Origin of the sequence: Kitasatospora purpeofusca (assembly GCF_036010405.1) — a bacterium.
GTDB lineage: Bacteria > Actinomycetota > Actinomycetes > Streptomycetales > Streptomycetaceae > Kitasatospora > Kitasatospora purpeofusca.
The window spans coordinates 74,379-92,345 of sequence record NZ_CP108561.1 but is presented as its reverse complement, the minus strand read 5'-3'; the positions used below and the strand labels follow the sequence as shown (position 1 = coordinate 92,345).

Sequence of the window (17,967 nt, the reverse complement as noted above, 5' to 3'; positions counted from 1 at the left end):
GCCGGCCCGGTCCGGCCGCCGCCCGGACCCGGCTCCGCTACGAGGGGAGTGGGCTGCTGAGCTGGAGGGTCGTGCGGTCGGGCGCCACGGTCAGGGAGGTGGTCACCTCCCCGTCCGTGCGTCGCGGGACCATGGGCGAGACCTGGGCGGACTGCCCGTACGCCGCGAACTGGCTGTTGACCCAAGCCTTCCGTTCGTCACCGGCGTGGCCGTCCAGGCTCAGGTCGAGGGCCTGCACCAGGGTGGCTGCCATCGCCGCGGACGGTGCCCCGTTCGCGGTGAGGACGATGTTCCTGGGCCGGCCGTCCCCGTCGGCCTGGATCATGACGCCCAGGCGGTATCCCTCGGGGAACTCCTTCAGCGCTTCGTACTCGGCATGGCCGGGCAGCCCGGCGCTGACGGATCGGACCTGCTGGACGTGGAACTCCAGCCCCCACTGCCGCTTCAGCCGTTCGGCCACGATGTCGGCCTTGGGGCCCGGGGGGGCCGAACCGTACCAGCGCGGCGTCTGCTCATCTGCCGGCCGCTCGCCGGTCGGTGCGGTCGGCACGGCTCCCGAGCCGGTTCCCGAGCCGGCTCCCGGACCGGCTGCCGAGGGGGCCGGACCGGGGGCGCCGTTCACCGGTGACGACGCTGTCCCCGACGCCTGCCGGATCTCCCCGGCCGCGGCGTTCGGCGACTTCGGGCCGGAGGAAGAGGAGGAGCAGCCGACGACAGGGAGCGCCACCACCAGGAGGAGGGTTGACAGTGCCCCCGGGGACCGGCGCCTTCGGTACGTCACGTGACCAGCCTTTCGGATGTCGGCCGGGAAGCATCACCCGGCGGCGGGGTCGCCTGCCGGGCGAGCGCGGCGGCCCGCCGTCCGGCACCGGAGGACACCGCCTCCCCACCGTCCGGGACCGGCGGCCGCCGCCGGTCCGGCCCACCGCCCGACCGCCCGGCCGCAGTGCCTGTGGGGAAGACCCGTAACCTGACCGCCGTGCCGTCCTGAAGGCCCAACGCGATGAACTGCCTCACAGCCAGGATTATGACTCCTCCCCGGCGCGCACGCCGGGGCTTCTCGCAAAGCCGGGTGGGCCTCGTGACGGATCCGCAAAGGTTCCCGACCCACCGCTCAGGACCGGCCCGGGCCACGCTGCTCTCGACAGTGACGAGTTCCGTCCCGAGCCGGAGTGCCCTCGGGAACACCAGGAGCTCGACTTCGTCGAGGCGCTGACGTCGGACGAGGTCCTGACGGGTCCTGACGGCCCCTGGACGGCCGGAGTGTGACACGGACACGTCCCTGTACTTCGGGGCTGTTTCGTCTTCGTGTCCAGATGTCTGGACCACTGGTGCCGGGTGTCGCTCGCACACAGACTTGGCCTCTGCACCACAGTGCAAGCACCCCCCTTGGACCGAAAGAGCGCCACCCCATGCTCAGCTCCGCCAGACCCGGCGTTTCCCAGCCCTGCCCGCCGTACCCCGTGGGGAGGTGGCATCCGTGCTCCGGTACGTGACACGCAGGGCAGTGGGCTGGTTCCTGGTCATCGCGGTGGCCACCAACGCAACGTACTTCCTGGCCAGTTCGTTCCTCGACCCGCGCTCGAACTTCAAGGAGCTGCGCCCGGTCCGCACCGACGAACAGATCTCCCGCGCCCTGGCCCCCTACAACCTCGACCCGCACGAGCCACTGCTCCACCGCTGGTGGGACTGGCTGACCGGAGTGGTCCTGCACTTCGACTGGGGACGTTCGCCGGTCGGGGTGGCGGTCAACGGGGAGATCGGCTACCGCTCCCTCGTCAGCGCCCAACTGGTCATCGGTGCCACGGTCCTGTCCGTCGTCGTCGGTGTCGCGCTCGCCGTCCACACCGCCTCGCGCCAGTACGGCTGGCGGGACCGGGCCGCCCAGGCCGTGTCGATGGCGCTGTTCAACGTCCCGGTGTCCATCGCCGCACTCGCCCTGGTCCTGCTCGCGATCCGGCTGAACGAACAGGCGGGCTGGCACTTCCTGTACGTCGCGGGCGAGAGGTCCCCGGACGTGGAGGGGTTCTGGGCGACGCTCGGCGACCGCCTGGCGCACCTGATCCTGCCGACGCTGACGCTCACCCTGACGGGGTACGTGGGCCACCACCTCACCCAGCGCTCCCTGCTGCTGGACGTGATCGGCTCCGACTTCGTGCGTACCGCCCGGGCCACCGGGCTCACCCGCGCCCAGGCGATCCGCCGGCACGCCCTGCGCACCGCGCTGATCCCCACCGCCCAGTCCGTGGCCTTCAGCATCCCGGCCGTCTTCACCGGCGCCGTCCTGACCGAGACCGTCTTCGGCTGGAACGGCATGGGCCAGTACTTCGTCCAGACCATCAACAAGAACGACGTGCACGGCACCGCGGCCACCGCCGCCTTCGCCGCCGCCCTGACCGCGATCGGCGCGATCCTCGCGGACATCACCACTGTCCTCCTCGACCCGAGAGTGCGGGTGAGCTGAGATGGGTACCCCCGTGAGTGCCGGCACGACCCCCGACGGCGTCCTCGCCGCCGCCCCCGACAGCGCCCTCGCCACCGCCACCGGGCACGACACGCCGATCGGGCACGACGGCCGCTACCTCGGCCGCCGCCGCCTCTACCTGCGCCGTTTCCGGCGCAACCGGACCGCCGTCGCCGGTGTGGTGATCCTGCTGCTGCTCGTGCTGTTCAGCGCGTTCGGCGAACTGCTCACCCCCTACCACTTCTCCGACGCCGACTTCTCAGCCCTGACCCAGGCCCCCGGCTCCGAGCGCTGGTTCGGTACCAACCAGGGCGGCAACGACGTCTACGCCTCCGCCGCGCACGGCCTCCAGCGCTCGCTGGTGATCGCGGTGACCGTGTCCGTCCTGACCGTCGCCGTCTCGGCGGTCGTGGGCGCGGGCGCCGCCTACCTCGGGGGCCGGACGGAGAAGGCCACCCTCGCCCTCATCCACTTCCTGCTGATCGTGCCGTCCTTCCTCGTCCTCGCCCTGGTCTCGCACAAGCTGGCGGGCGACTGGCGGGTCCTCGTCCTCGTCCTGACGGTGTTCGGCTGGATGTCCACGGCCCGCGTCGTCTGGTCGGTGTCGACGTCCCTGCGCGAGCGGGACTACGTGCTCGCCGCGGAGTTCATGGGCGTGCGCCCCTTGCGCATCGTCCTGCGCCACATCGTCCCCAACCTCGGCTCCCTGCTCATCGTCAACCTCACCCTGGGGGTGGTCTCCACCGTCCTCAGCGAGACCGCCCTGTCCTTCCTCGGCTTCGGCGTCCAGACCCCGGACGTCTCGCTGGGCACGATGCTCGCCGACGGCGCGGGCACCATCACCAGCGCCCCCTGGCTCTTCGCCTTCCCCGCCGGGCTGACCGTGCTGCTCACCGTCTCGATGACCTTCGTCGGCGACGGCCTGCGCGACGCCCTCGACCCCACGTCCACCACCGGCGCGGCAGGAGGCCGACGATGACCCCCGCACCCGCCCGCCCCACCGGGCCCGAGACCGGACCCCGGACCGGGATCCAGGCCCCGCCCGCACCAGTCCTGTCCGTACGCGACCTGCGCGTCTCCTTCCCCTCCGAGCAGGGGCCGGTGGACGCTGTGCGCGGTGTCGACTTCGACCTCCTCCCCGGACGCACCCTGGGCATCGTCGGCGAGTCCGGCTCCGGCAAGTCCGCCACCGCCCTCGCCCTCCTGGGCCTGCTGCCCCCCACCGCCCGCGTCGGCGGCCGGATCCTGCTGGGCGGCCGCGATCTGGCGGCGATGGACGACGCCGCACTCGCCCGCGTCCGCGGCAAGGACATCGGCATGGTCTTCCAGGACCCGATGTCCGCGCTCACACCCGTCTTCAGCGTCGGCCGGCTCCTCGCCCAGGCCCTGCGCGTGCACCGGGACCTGTCCAGGAAGGACGCCTGGGAGCAGGCGGTGGAACTGCTCGACCTGGTCGGCATCCCCGACCCGCGCGAACGCGCCAAGGCGTTCCCGCACGAGTTCTCCGGCGGCATGCGCCAACGCGTCGTCATCGCCCTGGCCATCGCCAACAAGCCCTCGGTCCTGGTCGCCGACGAGCCCACCACCGCGCTCGACGTCACCGTCCAGGCCCAGATCCTCGACGTGCTGCGCCTGGCCCAGCGCGAGACCGGCGCCGGCCTCGTCCTGATCACCCACGACCTGGGCGTGGTGGCCGGGCACGCCGACGACGTCGCCGTCATGTACGCCGGACGGATCGTCGAGCACACGGGCGTCGACGAGCTCTTCGCCCGCCCCACCATGCCCTACACCGCCCGGCTGCTGGCCGCCGTCCCCTCCGCCGACAGCGGCGTGCGACGGCCCCTGGTCCCGATCGGCGGCGAGCCGCCCTCCCCGAGCGCCCTGCCCGACGGCTGCGCCTTCGCACCGCGCTGCACGGTGGCCCGCGACGTCTGCCGCACCACCGAACCGGACCTGACCGCGCCCGCCGGGCGGCCCGGGCGCGTCGCCTGCCACCGCGCGCACGAGATCGCCGACGGCACCCTGGACCCGGTCGGGCCCGTCGTTCCCCCCGCCCCGGCCCGCGACGGGCGGGGGAGCGCCGGCGAGGTGGTCCTGCGCGTGGAGGACCTGGTCAAGACGTTCCCCGTCACCAAGGGCGCCCTCCTCAAGCGCCGGGTGGGCACCCTGCAGGTGGTCAACGGCGTCGGCTTCGAGCTGCGCGCGGGCGAGACCCTCGCCCTGGTGGGGGAGTCCGGCAGCGGCAAGACCACCACGCTGCGCGAGGTGCTGCGCCTGCGCGCGCCCGAGGGCGGCCGGATCGAGGTGGCGGGCACCGATGTCGCGACGCTGCGTTCGGCGGCCGGGGTGCGGGAGCTGCGGCGCGAGATCCAGATCGTCCTGCAGGACCCGACGGACGCGCTGGACCCCCGGCTGACCGTGTTCGACCTGCTGGCCGAACCTCTCCAGGCCGCCGGCGCCGACCGGGGGGCCGTGCGCTCCCGCATCCCGCAGCTCCTGGACCTGGTGGGACTGGACCGTGCCGTGGGGGACCGCTTCCCCGCCGCGCTGTCCGGCGGCCAGCGCCAGCGCGTGGGCATCGCCCGCGCCCTGGCGCGCGAGCCGAAGCTGCTGGTCCTGGACGAGCCGCTGTCCGCCCTGGACGTCTCCGTGCAGGCCGAGATCGTCAACCTGTTCGTCCGGCTGAAGCGGGAGCTGGGCCTGGCCTACCTCGTGGTGGCGCACGACCTGGCCGTGGTGCGCTACTTCTCCGACCGGATCGCGGTGATGTACCTCGGACACATCGTGGAGTCCGGCGCCACCGAGGAGATCTTCGCCCGGCCGCAGCACCCGTACACCAAGGCCCTGTTGTCGGCGGTCCCGCTGCCCGACCCGCAGCGCGAGCGCCGCCGCGAGCGCATCGTCCTCCAGGGCGAGCAGCCCAGCGCCGCCCGGCTGCCGGCGGGCTGCGTATTCGTCGACCGCTGCCCGCTCCACCGGGAGGCCGAGGAGAGCGTGCGCACGCGCTGCCGCACCGAACGGCCCGCGACGGTCGGCGCGCCGGACGGCTCCGACCACCGGTACGCCTGCCACGCGCTCTGACACCCGCACCCTCCCTTCCCGGCCCTTCCCCCCTTCCCTTCCCATCAAGGACATCCCGTGCGTCGTAAGCTCGCTCTGCCCCTCGCGCTGGTCGCGGCCGTCTCGGTCGCCGCCACCGCCTGCTCCTCCTCGTCCTCCTCGGGCGACTCCTCGGGCAAGGAGACCCGCAACACCGCCCAGGTCGCGTCCTCGGTCACCGACTACAACCCCCAGCCGTACGAGAACCTCAAGGACGGCGGCACCTACACCACCGCGGGCACCTTCGACGAGCAGGGCAACCCCTTCAACGTCAACGGCATCCTCAACGCGCTGCGGACCTGGTCCTGGTACAACGCCGACGCCATCACGTACTCGCCCACCGGCGAGGTCCAGTACAACCCGGACTACTACAGCGACGTGAAGGTCTCCGTCGAGGGCGGCGACCAGAAGGTCGTCATCACCCTCAACCCCAAGGCCGTGTTCAACGACGGCACCCCGATCGACTGGCGTGCCGTCGAGGCCACCTGGAAGGCCAACAACGGCTCGGACAAGGAGTACACGGCCTCCTCCACCGACGGCTACGACCGCATCACCTCCGTCACCCGGGGCGCGGACGACAAGCAGGCGGTCATCGCCTTCAAGGGTGTCAACGCCTCCTGGTCCGCGCTGTTCACCACCTTCCTGCACCCCCAGGCCGCCACCGTCGAGAACTTCAACAAGGCGTACGTCAAGACGGCGCACCCCGAATGGGGCACCGGACCGTACACCGTGGGCACCTGGGACGCCCAGTCCGGCAACATCACCTTCGTCCGCAACCCCGCCTGGTGGGGCCGCAAGGGCAAGCTCGACAAGCGCGTCTACGTCAACCTCGAACGCGCCGCCTCGATCAACGCCTTCAAGAACGGCGAGATCGACTACGCCCCGGTCGGCGACGCGGAGAACCTGAAGCAGGTGAAGACCGTCAAGGACGCCGAGGTGCGCAGCGGCGGCAGCCCCTTCGAGTACGCGCTGTACCTCAACACCAAGTCCCCGTTCCTCGGCGACGTCCAGGTCCGCAAGGCGGTCCAGGAGAGCATCGACCGCTCGCAGATCACGAAGATCCGCTTCCAGGGCCTCGACTACAGCGAGCCGCTGCCGGGTTCGGCGGTCCTCTACAGCTTCCAGCAGGGCTACCAGGACAACGTCGCCGCCGTGCTGAAGTACGACCCGCAGCAGGCTCGGAAGACCCTGGACGAGGCCGGCTGGAAGCCCGGGGCCGACGGCATCCGCGCCAAGGACGGCAAGGAGCTCGAACTCGGTTACACCCTGCTCGGCGACGACCCCGTCGAGAAGGCCGTCTCCGGGGCGTTCACCGCGATGCTCAAGGCCGTCGGCGTGCGGCTGAACGTCAACAAGGTCTCCTCCAACGACTTCTCCAAGGTGCTCAGCGAGCGCCGCTTCGACCTGTTCATCTCCGGCAACCGCTCGACGGACCCCTTCGGCGCGCGGTCCCTGTGCGACTTCTACTGCTCGGACCGCGAGTCGAACATCACCGGGGCCGGCACCCCCGAACTGGACCAGGAGATCCGCGCCACCGGGGACATCGCCGACCTCGGCCAGCAGATCGAGGCCGTCAACAAGCTGGAGCAGAAGGCCCTCCAGCAGTACTCCCTGCTGCCGCTCTACAGCGGACCCTCGACGTACGGCCTGCGGAAGGGACTCGCCAACGTCGGCGCCACCATCTTCCTCAGCCCGCTGCCCGAGACCGTCGGCTGGCAGAAGTAGCACCCCCGGTACCCGGGCGCGACCGGCCCTGTCCTCCGGGGGGAGGACAGGGCCGGCCCGTTGCGCCGAGCCCTTCCCGCCGGCCCCCGGTGCTCCGGGTCGACGGCACCCCGCGCGCACCCGTCGGGGCAGCACCACCGATCATGGACCGTCACCGGTCCGCAGACGGAAGGGGCGTCCATGCGGCTGCACTACGCGGATGACGGCGGGGAGGCCGCGCTCTTCGGCCGCGCCGAGGAGCTCGTCGCGCTCGCGGAGGTGATCCGCGCGGGGGCCGGCAGCGTCGCGCTGGACCCGGTCGCCGACGCGGCACCCTACGACCGGGGCCTGGCGGTCCTGGAAGTGGGAACCGCCGCCGGGGCAGCGGTCACGCTGTCGGTCGAGGGGCCGTCCGACCTGTACCGGATCGCGGGGGAGCCCCGACTGCTCGACGTGCTCGCGGCGAGCATCGAGGAGTACGCCCGCCACGCCGACCCCGAGGACCCGCTCGACCACCTGCACGTCGATCCCTTCCCCGGCCACTACTACCTGTCACCGGAGTCCGAGTCCATGGTCGTTCACCTGAGTTCCTGACTCCCGCGGCGGCGGGGCGCCGGGCCGCCCGCGCGGTCAGGGCAGCAGCGCGGCCGCCGCCCCCAGCAGGTCCCGGTTGTGGCCCAGGACGTCGCGCCTGGTCAGCCGGTGCAGCGGGTCCGCCGTCACGCCGAAGTCCTCCAGCGGGACGCCGATGCGCGACCCGGCCCGGGTCGCGCGGCGCAGGGCGACGCGGAACCCGGCCCCGCGCGGCAGCTCGCCCAGCAGTTCGGGCAGCCACACCCTCAGCAGCTCGTACGTCCACACGTTGGCGCCGCCGGCGCCGGTGGTCGCGGCTGTCCCGAGCACCGGGCCGATCCCGCCGCCCGGGCCGCCGGCCGTGAGCCCTCCCGTCGCCGGACCGTCGCCCGCGGGCCCGTTGTCCGCGAAGCCGGCCGCGAAGATGTCGGCGGCCGAATAGGTCAGGGCGTCGACGATCAGCACCTTCGGCCCCGCGTAGCGCGGCAGCCCCTCGGCGACCGCGTCCGGGTCGGAGAGCGGGAAGGCCTGCGAGTACTGCTCGCCGCTCTCCACGGCGTCGCGGATCGACCCCGTCCACCGGCGCAGGGCCGGATCGGCGCGGACCAGGGCGAGCGCCGCCCGGGTGGTCGGCAGCGAGAACCGGACCGGCGCCACGGGGTCCGTGCTCAGCACCCGCAGCGCGGCCTCGGCGGCCAGGATGTTGCCGCCCGGGTTGCCGCGGACGTCCACGATCAGCCCGGCCGCCGGCGCCCGGGCCGCGATCGCCGCCACCTGCTCGGCGAACCGCCGCGCGCTCGTGACGTTGAAGGAGTAGATCCGCAGGTACCCGTACGGCCGCGCCCTGGCAGCCGAGTACGCGAGCACGTCGCGCGGGGCCCGCGCCACCGAGGTCCGGGCCGGCCCCGGCGCGAACAGCGCGCGCTTGGCCTGGCGGGTGGCCTCGTTCCCGGCGTCGATGCCGAGACGGGTCCCGAGCGTGGGCACCGGATCCTGGTCCCGGCCCCGGTACCGCTCGGCGGCCCGCACCCGCCACGGGATGCGGGTCTCACGCAGCCGGCCGCCGGGCGTGCGGTACGTCAGCAGGACCCACCGTTCGTCGGGCGGCGGCGCGGTCCGCAGCGGGCGCAGCGTCAGCGACTCCAGACCGCGCGCCAGCCGCGCGTCGGGGCCGCAGCCCGCCTGCGCGGCCGTGCCGCGTTCCACGGCGCGCTCCACCGGGACCCCGTTCCACAGCTCCAGCTCCACACCGGCGTCGAAGTCCCCGTGCCGCAGCGCGTCGTCGATCCGGGAGACGACGTGGTGCGGCGTCCCGTCCTCGTCCTGGTAGCGCTCGACCAGGAAGCCGAGCACGGCCACCTGCCCCCGGTACGGGGCGGGCAGTTGGTAGACGGTGTGCAGATCGTGCAGGTCCCGGAAGACGGCGGCGAGCTCGGCGTGGAACTGCAGCTCGCCGAGCGCGGGCACCCGCCGCTCCAGCAGGCGCAGCCGCTGGACCGGGTCGGTCGCGTACCGCGCTCGCTTGAGCGGCAGGTGGACGTACAGTTCCTCGACGAGGACGCGGGCCGCGGTCACCAGCCGGTAGCGGTCGGCGAGCGGCAGCGGGTCGGCCCCGACCCGGGCCATGAACGCGTCGAGCCCGACGGTGTCCGGCAGCGTCCGGGCCGGCCGGGTCGGGCGCGGGCTCACGGCGGGCCCGGCCGGTAGTACTCAGCCAGCCGGGTCAGCGCGGGGATCCCGCTGCGCTCCACGGCGGCGAAGAAGGCGTCGTCGTGGGTCAGCGCGTCCGTCCCGGGAACGACCAGCCCGGCCGGGACGTCGTCGGTGCCGGCGACGGACACGGCCTCGCCCTCGGGCATGTCGCCGAACAGGACGAGCGGTGCGTCGGGATCGTCGAGCGGGCCGCCCCAGGCGGCGAGCGCGTCCTGGGCGTCGCGCCAGGCGGCCCGCGGGTCCTGGCGGACCTTCTCCAGCGCCCGCTTGGCGGCCGGCCAGTCCAGGACGGTGTCCGGCGCGTCCGGGGCCCGCACCGCGACCCTGCGCCGGATGCCCTGCGCCGGTTCGATCGCGTTGGTGCCCCGGGCCCCGGCGGCCGTCATCAGGGCCGCGGTCCCGTAGCGCGGCACGCCCCGGGAGACCACCAGGAGCACCCGGCGCTCGGTCGCGTCGATCAGGTTGCGGTACTCGTCCTGCGCGGGGTCGTGGCGTTCGAGCACCAGCAGGTCGGCGGAGCTGCCCGCCGCCAGGCGCCCCACCTGCGGCCCCCAGGCGGTCGCCAGCGCGTCGCCGGGGTTCGCGGTGACCATGTCGCACAGGGCCCGGTCGTCGAAGTGGCCGCCGAGCTCGTGCCGATTGATGCCGTCGGCCACCTTGAGCTCGCCGAGCACGTGCTTGGTCCCCGACGGCGACCAGTCGGAGCCGAGGGCGATCCGCAGGCCCCGCTCCGCCGCCGCGACCACGTCGGTCGTCTCGTGGTAGAGCCAGTGGTTGGAGAACGGCGACCACACCACGGTGCCGCGCTCGGCGGCGTCGACGCCCGCCACGGCCTGCTGCCAGGCCGCGAACTCGGCGGAGGTGAGCGCGGTGCCGTGCACGCAGATCAGCCCCGGCCTGAAGCAGGGCGCGAGGTCGGCGAACTCGCGGTGGACCAGCGGCACCGGCTTCGGCGGGGGCGGCACCTCGGCGCGCCGCCCCTCCGCGACGTGGTAGATCAGCACCCGGCTGCCGTCGAGCCGGGCCGCCGTCTCGTCGCGCAGCACCTCGGCGTCCTGCTGGAGCGCGGCGGTCAGCACCACGTCGCGGCCCGCCGGCAGCTTCTCGACGTCGACGATCCGCACGAGCCCGCCGTCGATCGGGCGGGTGGAGCGCGGCGCGCCCTGGACGGAGGTGGAACCGCCGACCAGCGCCTTGACGCCGATGTAGGTGAGCAGCGCCTGCGGGGCGGCAGTGCCGAGCACCTTGGCCGGCCAGGTCACCGTCGTCGCGTAGTCCGGCGGGTGCTTCTCGTCCACCCAGCGGTCGTGGTGCAGGTACGGGACGCCGACCGCCTCCCACAGCGGGAGGGAGTTGTACTGGAGGTGGCCGTGCAGGTCGACCAGGCCGGGCAGGATCAGCGCGCCGCCGGCGGTGAGGTCGATCACCGGGGCGTCGGCGAACCCGGCGGGCGGCGCCTGGCCGGCCGGCTGCACCGCTGCGAGGCGGCCGTCGTCACCGGCGTACACCGCACCGGGGTCCAGGATCCGGTGCTCGGCGTCGAAGGTGACGACGGTGCCGCGCAGGACGAGCGCCATCAGTGCGGGGCCTTCGTCATCGGTCCGGTGCCTTCCAGATCAGGGTGTGCAGGTCGTCCGGGACCGGGCGGCGGACGGAGTTCTGCTCAACGCCCCCGAGGGCCCGCACCCAGGCGTCGTCCCCCAGGAACGCCGGGACGCCGAACGGCAGGTCGCGGGCCGGTACCGGCCGGTAGTCGCCCTCCTCGAACACGGTCCCGTAGTTGGGTCCGGTGTTGTCCCCGTCCTCGTCCGGCGTGACGATCGGGCGCAGCGTGCCGATCGCCGCCCGCCACCCGTCCAGCAGCGTCGACTCGGTGTGGCTCGACGGGTGCGGGACCTGCGCGAGCACGGACCCGGCGGGTCTGCCGGTCCACAGCCGCACCGCCTCCTGGGCCACGCCCCCCATCGCGACGACGGCCTCCAGCGCGGGACCGGCCACCGCGCCGTAGAGCTCGTTGCGCCACTGCGCCTGCGCGGGGTCGGCGAGTCGCGGCTTCATCTCCCCGGCGAAGGACGGGCGGACGGCGTACGCCCACGCGTTGAGGCAGACGTAGGACCGGGTCAGGCCCAGCCTCGCGAGGAACCCCTGCACCCGCTGCCCGGCATTGCCGACCAGGGTGCGCCCGGCGATCCGCTCGGTCGGCCCGGGATCGGAGGCGACGACCAGCACCCGTGCCGACCCGTCCAGCCGCCCCCGGTAGAACACAGGCCCCCAGTCGGACCAGAACGCCACTTCGCCGGGCGGATCGGCATCGGGCGGATCGGGCACCCGCGCGAACAGCTCCGCGAACGCGTCGCTCGGCCCCCGGTCGAACTCGGCCATCGGGTCACCACCTCACTCACCGGCGGACCTCACGGACCGTGCCCACTTCTCGCCCCCGCGCGGGGAACGGCCGTTGCGGTCCACCTCCCAATGCACCACACCGCCCCGCCCCCCGCAAACCGTCGCCGCCGTCGCCGTTGCGCCGGGGCGGTGCGCTCAGACCTTCGTCGGCTTGCGGTGCCCCGCCGCCGCCGTCCTCGTCCGGCGCCGCGGACGACCCCGACCGGCTGCCGGGGCGGCTCGCCCCGCACCACCCCGGCGGCGGGCGGTCCGCGACGTCAGTCGCGGTACTCGCAGAGGTAGGCGGTCTCCACCGCACTCCTGACCTGGAACCTGCTGTCGGCCGGGACGTCGAACCGGTCGCCGGCCTTGAAGGTCTCCCACTGGTCGGAGCCGGGCAGCCTGACGGTCAGCTCGCCGCTGACGACATGCATGATCTCCCGCTTCGCGGTGCCGAATTCGTAGTCACCGGGCGCCATGACGCCGACGGTCGCAGGACCTTCCTCCGCGGTGAAGGCGATCGACTTGACCGCGCCGTCGAAGTACTCGTTGACCTTGAACATCGGCGTCCTCTCAGGAGACAGGCAGACAAGGGGGCGTCCCGCCCGTCGCGGGCCGGCCCCGGCGAGGGAAGGGTACCGGTAGCCGTCACCGCCCTTTCGCGCAGGTCGAGGCTGCGGGCCCGCCCGGCCCGAACAGCTGAACCGCACCGTTGACGCACGGGGACGGTACAGCCCCGTCCGTAGCGAGCCGCTGCCCGCGAGGCACTCTCCTGCGGGCAACGGGGCCGGCGTGCAGGCGGCCTGGAGGCGCCTGCACGCCGGGCAGGTGCTGACCGACGGACGTGCACTACGCCGGAACGGCCGTGTCCCTGCCGGGGCCGAGAGCACTACCCGTCAGGCATGTCGGACCGGGCACATCTCCCGGCCCCGCAGGATCACCGCACCCACCCGTACGCGCCCCACCGCACCGGCCCGCGGGCGCCCGCTCCCTCGGTTCAGGCTCCGGACCCGGTCCCTCGGGCGGTCGCCGTGTACAGGCCGCGCCCGGGGCGCTGGGCGCGGCCGTCCTTCGCGAGGCGTTCCAGCCGGGTGCGGACCGCGTTGACGTTCGCCTGCAGTGGTTCCAGCCCGAGCTTCTCGCTCACCTCACGGGCACGCAGCGGTCCTGCCGATCCGGACAGGACCGCCAGGATGCTGTCCGCGTCGGTCACCGTTCGCCGCCCGGCGGCCGACGCCGCGGTCGGGGGCTCGGCACCGACGGGGCCGCGCCGCCGCGCCGCCCGCCCGGTCCGAGCGGCCGGCTCCTGCTGCGCCGCCGTCCTGGCACCGCCGCCCGTCTTCGCGGCGCGTGCCGAGGCCCGCGTGGGCTCTGTCTTCGGGGGCGTCGCCTTCGCGGGCGTCGCCTCGGCGGGCTCTTCCTTCGCCGCTTCGGCCGTCTTCCGTGCCGGGGCCTTCCGTGCCGGGGCCTTCCGTGCCGGGGCCTTCCTGGTGGGCGTCGCCTTCTTCGCGCCGGCCGCCGCGGTGGCGGGCCCGGCAGGGACCGGTGCCTCCGGAGTGGACGGAGCCTGTGCGGTGTCCGGCACGGCCTCGGCCGCTACGGGCGGGGCATCGGTCGCGGGCGTCCGGTCCTCGTCGGTGCGAGCGGGTGCACCGGACAGCAGCCGCAGTGCTTCGAGAGCCTGGCGGACGGCGTCCCGTTCGGCGGTCGCGGCGCCGAGTTCGGCCTGCGCCCGGAGCAACCGTTCCTCCGCGGCGGGCAGTTGCTCCTCCAGAGCGAGGATGGTCGAGCCCACATTGGTGTCCGTACCGAACGTTGCCACGATCACTCCCGTTGCGTTGTCACCATCCGTACCGGCGAATGTACGGCCCCCGCGGCGTGGCGTCCGCGGAATGCGGAATTCACGTCGTGGGATCCGGGACGGCAACTCGGCTGGGTGGGCAGGCGCGTGAGGGCCCCGCGTGGGGGGTACGGGGACCGGAGGGCGCCTCGCAGGTCCGCGCCGACTCCTACGACACCGCACGGCAACCGAAGCATCAGGACGTGCCGTCCCGACCGTGTGCAACTGCGGGGACAGGTGTCAGGAGCCGCACCCGGGGTATTCACGGCAAAGCCCTTGCGGGGAACCGGTACCCACCGAGGGCGTTACGGAGGTAGACAGAACATGGCCCGACCATGTTCGGTGTGGGTGCGACCGAAGCCGGTGTGCACCCGCACCGGCTTGCACCGTCCGGTCGCCACCCTGCCGAGAGAGAGCTGCGCGGTATGCCTGCAGAATCACTACCCTCTGCGGACGAGAACGGCGACGGAGGGCGAAGGGCGTGGCCCGCGACGTGGGGCCACCGGTTCACCGTCGAGCTGGTCGCGCTGCTGACCGTCTTCGCCGTGCTGACGTTCTGGCTGGTCCCGGAGTCGTTCAGGTTCCTCTCGCTTCCGGTGGCCGGCCTTGCCATCGGCTGGCGTTGGAGGGGCCGGTCGCGACGGTAGTGCCGCGGGGACCGTGCCGCGGAACGCATGGCCTCTCCCTCTTCGCGCTCACGCTTGCGTGGCACGCACCCGCGTGATCGGAAGTGGTGCTCTCCACCGCGGGGTCACCACGTCCGGAACGTTCGGTCCGCCGTGCCCCGGCCCTGCCGGTCCGGTGCCGTGACTGGACCCGACTGCAGCCGGGGTGTGGAAACGCGGCAACAGGGCTTTCTGGATCGCTTGCCGGCGCAGAAAACCCTTCGAGCAACCCCGGCATGTGGGTGATCAAGCCCGTCGCCGGCTACCCGGAGCGGTACACGATCACCACCCCCACCGCCGACGGCGATCGCTGTCTCACCCAGCAGGACGGTGTGGTGGGATCCGGTTGTCTGGTGGGTGTCACCAGCCAGCAGTGGGAGATCACCCCGTTCCAGGCGGAGCCGCCGCTCTACGGCCTGCTCGGAGTGCGGCTGAAGAACGTGTCGACCTCGGAGTGCCTGGACAACTCGAAGAAGAACTTCGGGGGCTGGAAGCTGGTCATGCGCGACTGCGACTACGGCAGCTACCAGCAGTGGAACATCTACAGCACCGCCTACCAGGCCCTGTTCGCCGGCCGGCACGCCGGCATGACCTGGGCCAACCTGGAACAGCGCGCCGACAACGTGGTGCACGTCGGCTACGACAACTCCACCAGCAGCAACCCGTACAGCGGCGACACCCCGTCGAGCGCCGTGCTGCCCCTGCTGTGCCTCAAGCAGGACGGCCGCCCGGCCCCGGCCGGTGTCCCCACGAGCGGCTTCCACAGCTGGTCCGGCGGTGAGGTGAAGGCCACCGCGCCGCTGCCCGGCAGCCAGCTCACGAGCCGTGCCGCGGCCGACCAGAAGTGCGCCGCTGCCTTCGGCACCGGCTTCCGGATGGCCGAGTTCCACGACGCCTCCGGCTGGGGCCTGTGGGCCAACGGCACCCTGCCCACCAACACCCGCTTCTGGACCGCCATCAACGACCAGCCCGCCAACCCCTGGAGCTGACCGCCGGACCCCGGGCGGGCGCCGTCACCGGCGCCCGCCCGCAGTCCCCGCTGCGGCCGGTCCGATCCTGACCGGCGGGGGAGCAGTAGTCGGACGACTGATGTCCGCCGGGCCACGGTCGGCCGGAGTCATGGGCACCGGGCAGGACGAGGCCCCCGCTGCGGGGGCGGCCGCCCGGCGGTCGAGGAGGGCGCGCGGTGCGCGCCGTCGGCCACCCGACCGAACAAGGGAGACCGCTTCACGAAGCGCACGGTACGGACGTCAGCAGCTCTCCTCCTCGCGGCGGCCGCGACGACCGGGGCGCGCGTGTCGGGCGCCGGGACAGCCTCGGCGGCCGGCTACGAACCGGGCGATCGGCGCGGTCACCGAACCCGGCGTCCTTTCGATCGTGCCCTTGCCCGATGGCGTCGCCCTGAGGGCCGTGCCACCGGCCGGCCGTGCGGGTGTTGCCGGTCCGGGTCGGGCCGAACAGCCCGTCCGGGGCGTCGAGGGGGCGCCCCTGATTCCGGCTCAACGGCGTGGTGGAGTGCGGAGGCCGTCAGCCCTTGCCGCCGGCCTTGAGGACCTGGGCCGCGGCCACGCCGGCCGCGGCGAAGCCGTGGCCGCCGCCGTCGACCTCGGCGGCGACGGCGAGGTCCCCGCGGTAGGCGATGAACCAGCTGTTGGTGGCTGTTCCGCCGGACTCCGCGGTGCCGGTCTTCGCGCCGATCTGGCCGGTGAGGCCGGCCATCGGCGTGCGGGCGGTGCCCTGGGTGGCGGTTCTGGCCATCATGGCGCGCAGGTCCCTGGCGACGCCGGCGGGCAGCGGGACCGGGGCGGTGACGCGCTTGGCGTCCTCCCGCAGGACGGGCTGGCGGAACTTCCCGCTCTGCACGGTGGCGGCGACCGAGGCCATCGCCAGCGAGTTGACCTGGATCGTGCCCTGGCCGATGTACGCCGCGGCGGCCTCGTCATTGGTGCGCGGCACCGGGATCGTGGCGTCCCGGCTGTCGATGCCGATGTGCCACTCCAGGCCGAGGCCGAACTGCTCGCGGGCCACCTTGGCGAGCGTTCCGGGCTGCAGCTTCTCCAGGCCCTTGTCGATGAAGCCGGTGTTGCAGGAGTGGCTGAAGTCGTCGGCGAGCGTGTACGAGGGGAAGTCGCCGCGTTCGTCGTTGTGCCACTGCCGGGGCGAGTTGGTGGTGTCCTTGCAGGGCACCACGGTGTCCGGGGTCACCCCGGCCTCCAGCAGGGCCGCCGAGGTGATCACCTTCATCGTGGAGCCGGGAGCCTGGCCGGCCGAGACGGCGCGGTTGTGCCCGCTCGGCGAGTAGGCCATCGCCAGGATGTGGCCGGTGCTCGGCTGGATCGCCACCAGGGAGGCCGGCTTGCCGCCCGCGGCCTGCTGCTTGACCGTCTCCTCGGCCACCCGCTGGAGCTCGGCGTCCAGCGTCAGCTTGACCTGCGGCGCGCTCGGCGGGGTGAGCACGTACAGCTGCTCGGGCTCCCTCCCGGCCGCGGAGAGCACCACGGCCCGCCCGCTGACGACGCTCTCGCCGTCGGCCGGCGCGATCCTGGGCAGCACGGCGGCCAGCGAGGGGAAGTCCTCGAGCGACTTGCCGTTGCGGTCCGTCGGCTTGGAGACCGGGTCGGGCAGCGTCTTCACGGCGATCGTCCCGCCCTGGGCGAGGTGCGGGTGGAGCACGGTCGGCGCCCAGTGCACGACGGCCTTTCCGGTCCCGCCCCGGACGACGCCGAGCGTGCTGTCGTACTCCCAGGCACCGGTCGCGCCCTCGAACTCGGCCTTCGCCCGGAAGCCGACCACCGGTTCCCCGTCAGTGCCGGCGGTCGCCGGGCCCGTGGCGGTCAGCGCGAGCGTGCGGGCCGGCACGTTCTCCTGGAAGGCGGCCAGCGCCGCGCGGGCCGTCTCCGGCCGGTTCGTCAGCGCCGATGCGGCCGTGACGTCCCCGCGGCCCCACGCCGCCAGGAAGTCTTTGGCCACCGCAGCGGCCTCCTCGGCGGTCGGCGGCGCCTGCGGGGTCTTCGCCGCAGTCTCGGACGCCTGCGCGCCGCCGCCGCTGCCGCCGTTCGACGACCCGCCCTGCACGGCGGTCACGACGTTGTGGAGGCCGTACCCGCCGACCGCCAGCAGCGCGGCGGACACCCCTCCGACGGCGGCCAGGACGGCCTTCCGGGCGCCGGAGCGGCGCGGTGCGCCCGCCTCGTCCCCGTTCCTGTCCCCGTACTCGACGTCGTACCCGTCGAGTTCGGTGTGCCCGGCGTACCCCTGGTTCCCGTCGGGTTCCTGTACGTCCCGCATGTTCTCGTCCCCCTGCGTGTGGGTGTCCCGCGGACCTGCCCCCGCCGGCATCCTGGCCCGCGGCCCGGACGGACGGTCGTCGATCCGTTCGGGCGCGGATCAGCATATGCGGGTGCCGTTGAGAGGTCGACGGAGGGCGCCCGCGGGACGGACCGGCGACGAGTGCGCGGAGCGCGACGGGGGTGGCCCGCAGCCGTCCCGCAGCGTGCGGCCCGGGTGGCGGCGGTCAACGGGCGACT

13 protein-coding genes are annotated in these 17,967 nt (G+C 73.5%); 6 read left to right on the top strand and 7 right to left on the bottom strand.

From position 1 onward, the window contains the following. Positions 1-37: 37 nt before the first annotated feature. The gene (locus OG715_RS00420; protein ID WP_327063487.1) at positions 38-550 is read right to left on the bottom strand and encodes a hypothetical protein; all 513 of its coding nucleotides are present in this window, start codon (positions 548-550) and stop codon (positions 38-40) included. Between the two features lie 930 nt (positions 551-1,480). Between OG715_RS00420 and OG715_RS00415 the strand changes: the two genes are divergently transcribed. The 5 genes from OG715_RS00415 to OG715_RS00395 all read left to right on the top strand — a co-directional run bounded on the left by OG715_RS00415 (position 1,481) and on the right by OG715_RS00395 (position 7,861). Then, positions 1,481-2,464 (top strand): ABC transporter permease, encoded by a 984-nt coding sequence (locus OG715_RS00415; RefSeq protein WP_327063486.1) that lies wholly within the window; start codon positions 1,481-1,483, stop codon positions 2,462-2,464. A gap of 13 nt (positions 2,465-2,477) precedes the next feature. Then, positions 2,478-3,443, top strand: a complete 966-nt coding sequence (locus OG715_RS00410) for an ABC transporter permease (RefSeq protein WP_407660928.1) — start codon at positions 2,478-2,480, stop codon at positions 3,441-3,443. Beyond that, on the top strand, positions 3,440-5,545 hold the full coding sequence (locus OG715_RS00405) for an ABC transporter ATP-binding protein (protein WP_327063485.1): 2,106 nt from the start codon (positions 3,440-3,442) through the stop codon (positions 5,543-5,545). Before OG715_RS00410 ends, OG715_RS00405 begins: the two co-directional genes overlap by 4 nt. 57 nt (positions 5,546-5,602) lie before the next feature. Beyond that, positions 5,603-7,288, top strand: coding sequence for an ABC transporter family substrate-binding protein (locus OG715_RS00400; protein ID WP_327063484.1), 1,686 nt, complete (start codon positions 5,603-5,605; stop codon positions 7,286-7,288). A gap of 180 nt (positions 7,289-7,468) precedes the next feature. Continuing rightward, positions 7,469-7,861: an Imm32 family immunity protein gene (locus tag OG715_RS00395; RefSeq protein ID WP_327063483.1), complete on the top strand. Its 393-nt coding sequence runs from the start codon at positions 7,469-7,471 to the stop codon at positions 7,859-7,861. A gap of 36 nt (positions 7,862-7,897) precedes the next feature. On the opposite strand, the gene OG715_RS00390 is transcribed toward OG715_RS00395, so the two are convergent. From OG715_RS00390 to OG715_RS00370, 5 genes are all read right to left on the bottom strand, one after another. Then, the gene (locus tag OG715_RS00390) at positions 7,898-9,529 is read right to left on the bottom strand and encodes a S41 family peptidase (protein WP_327063482.1); all 1,632 of its coding nucleotides are present in this window, start codon (positions 9,527-9,529) and stop codon (positions 7,898-7,900) included. Continuing rightward, the gene (locus OG715_RS00385) at positions 9,526-11,130 is read right to left on the bottom strand and encodes an amidohydrolase family protein (RefSeq protein ID WP_327063481.1); all 1,605 of its coding nucleotides are present in this window, start codon (positions 11,128-11,130) and stop codon (positions 9,526-9,528) included. The genes OG715_RS00390 and OG715_RS00385 overlap by 4 nt, the downstream gene beginning before the upstream one ends. Positions 11,131-11,146: 16 nt before the next feature. Then, on the bottom strand, positions 11,147-11,935 hold the full coding sequence (locus OG715_RS00380) for a uracil-DNA glycosylase family protein (RefSeq protein ID WP_327063480.1): 789 nt from the start codon (positions 11,933-11,935) through the stop codon (positions 11,147-11,149). A 278-nt stretch (positions 11,936-12,213) separates the two neighbouring features. Further along, positions 12,214-12,498 (bottom strand): pyrimidine/purine nucleoside phosphorylase, encoded by a 285-nt coding sequence (gene ppnP, locus OG715_RS00375; protein WP_327063479.1) that lies wholly within the window; start codon positions 12,496-12,498, stop codon positions 12,214-12,216. Positions 12,499-12,932: 434 nt separating this feature from the next. Then, positions 12,933-13,757: a hypothetical protein gene (locus tag OG715_RS00370; protein ID WP_327063478.1), complete on the bottom strand. Its 825-nt coding sequence runs from the start codon at positions 13,755-13,757 to the stop codon at positions 12,933-12,935. A gap of 919 nt (positions 13,758-14,676) precedes the next feature. On the opposite strand from OG715_RS00370, the gene OG715_RS00365 reads away from it, so the two are divergent. Continuing rightward, positions 14,677-15,429: a hypothetical protein gene (locus tag OG715_RS00365; protein ID WP_327063477.1), complete on the top strand. Its 753-nt coding sequence runs from the start codon at positions 14,677-14,679 to the stop codon at positions 15,427-15,429. Positions 15,430-15,967: 538 nt separating this feature from the next. Here OG715_RS00365 and OG715_RS00360 read toward each other — a convergent pair. After that, positions 15,968-17,728, bottom strand: a complete 1,761-nt coding sequence (locus OG715_RS00360) for a penicillin-binding transpeptidase domain-containing protein (protein ID WP_327063476.1) — start codon at positions 17,726-17,728, stop codon at positions 15,968-15,970. Positions 17,729-17,967 lie beyond the last annotated feature (239 nt).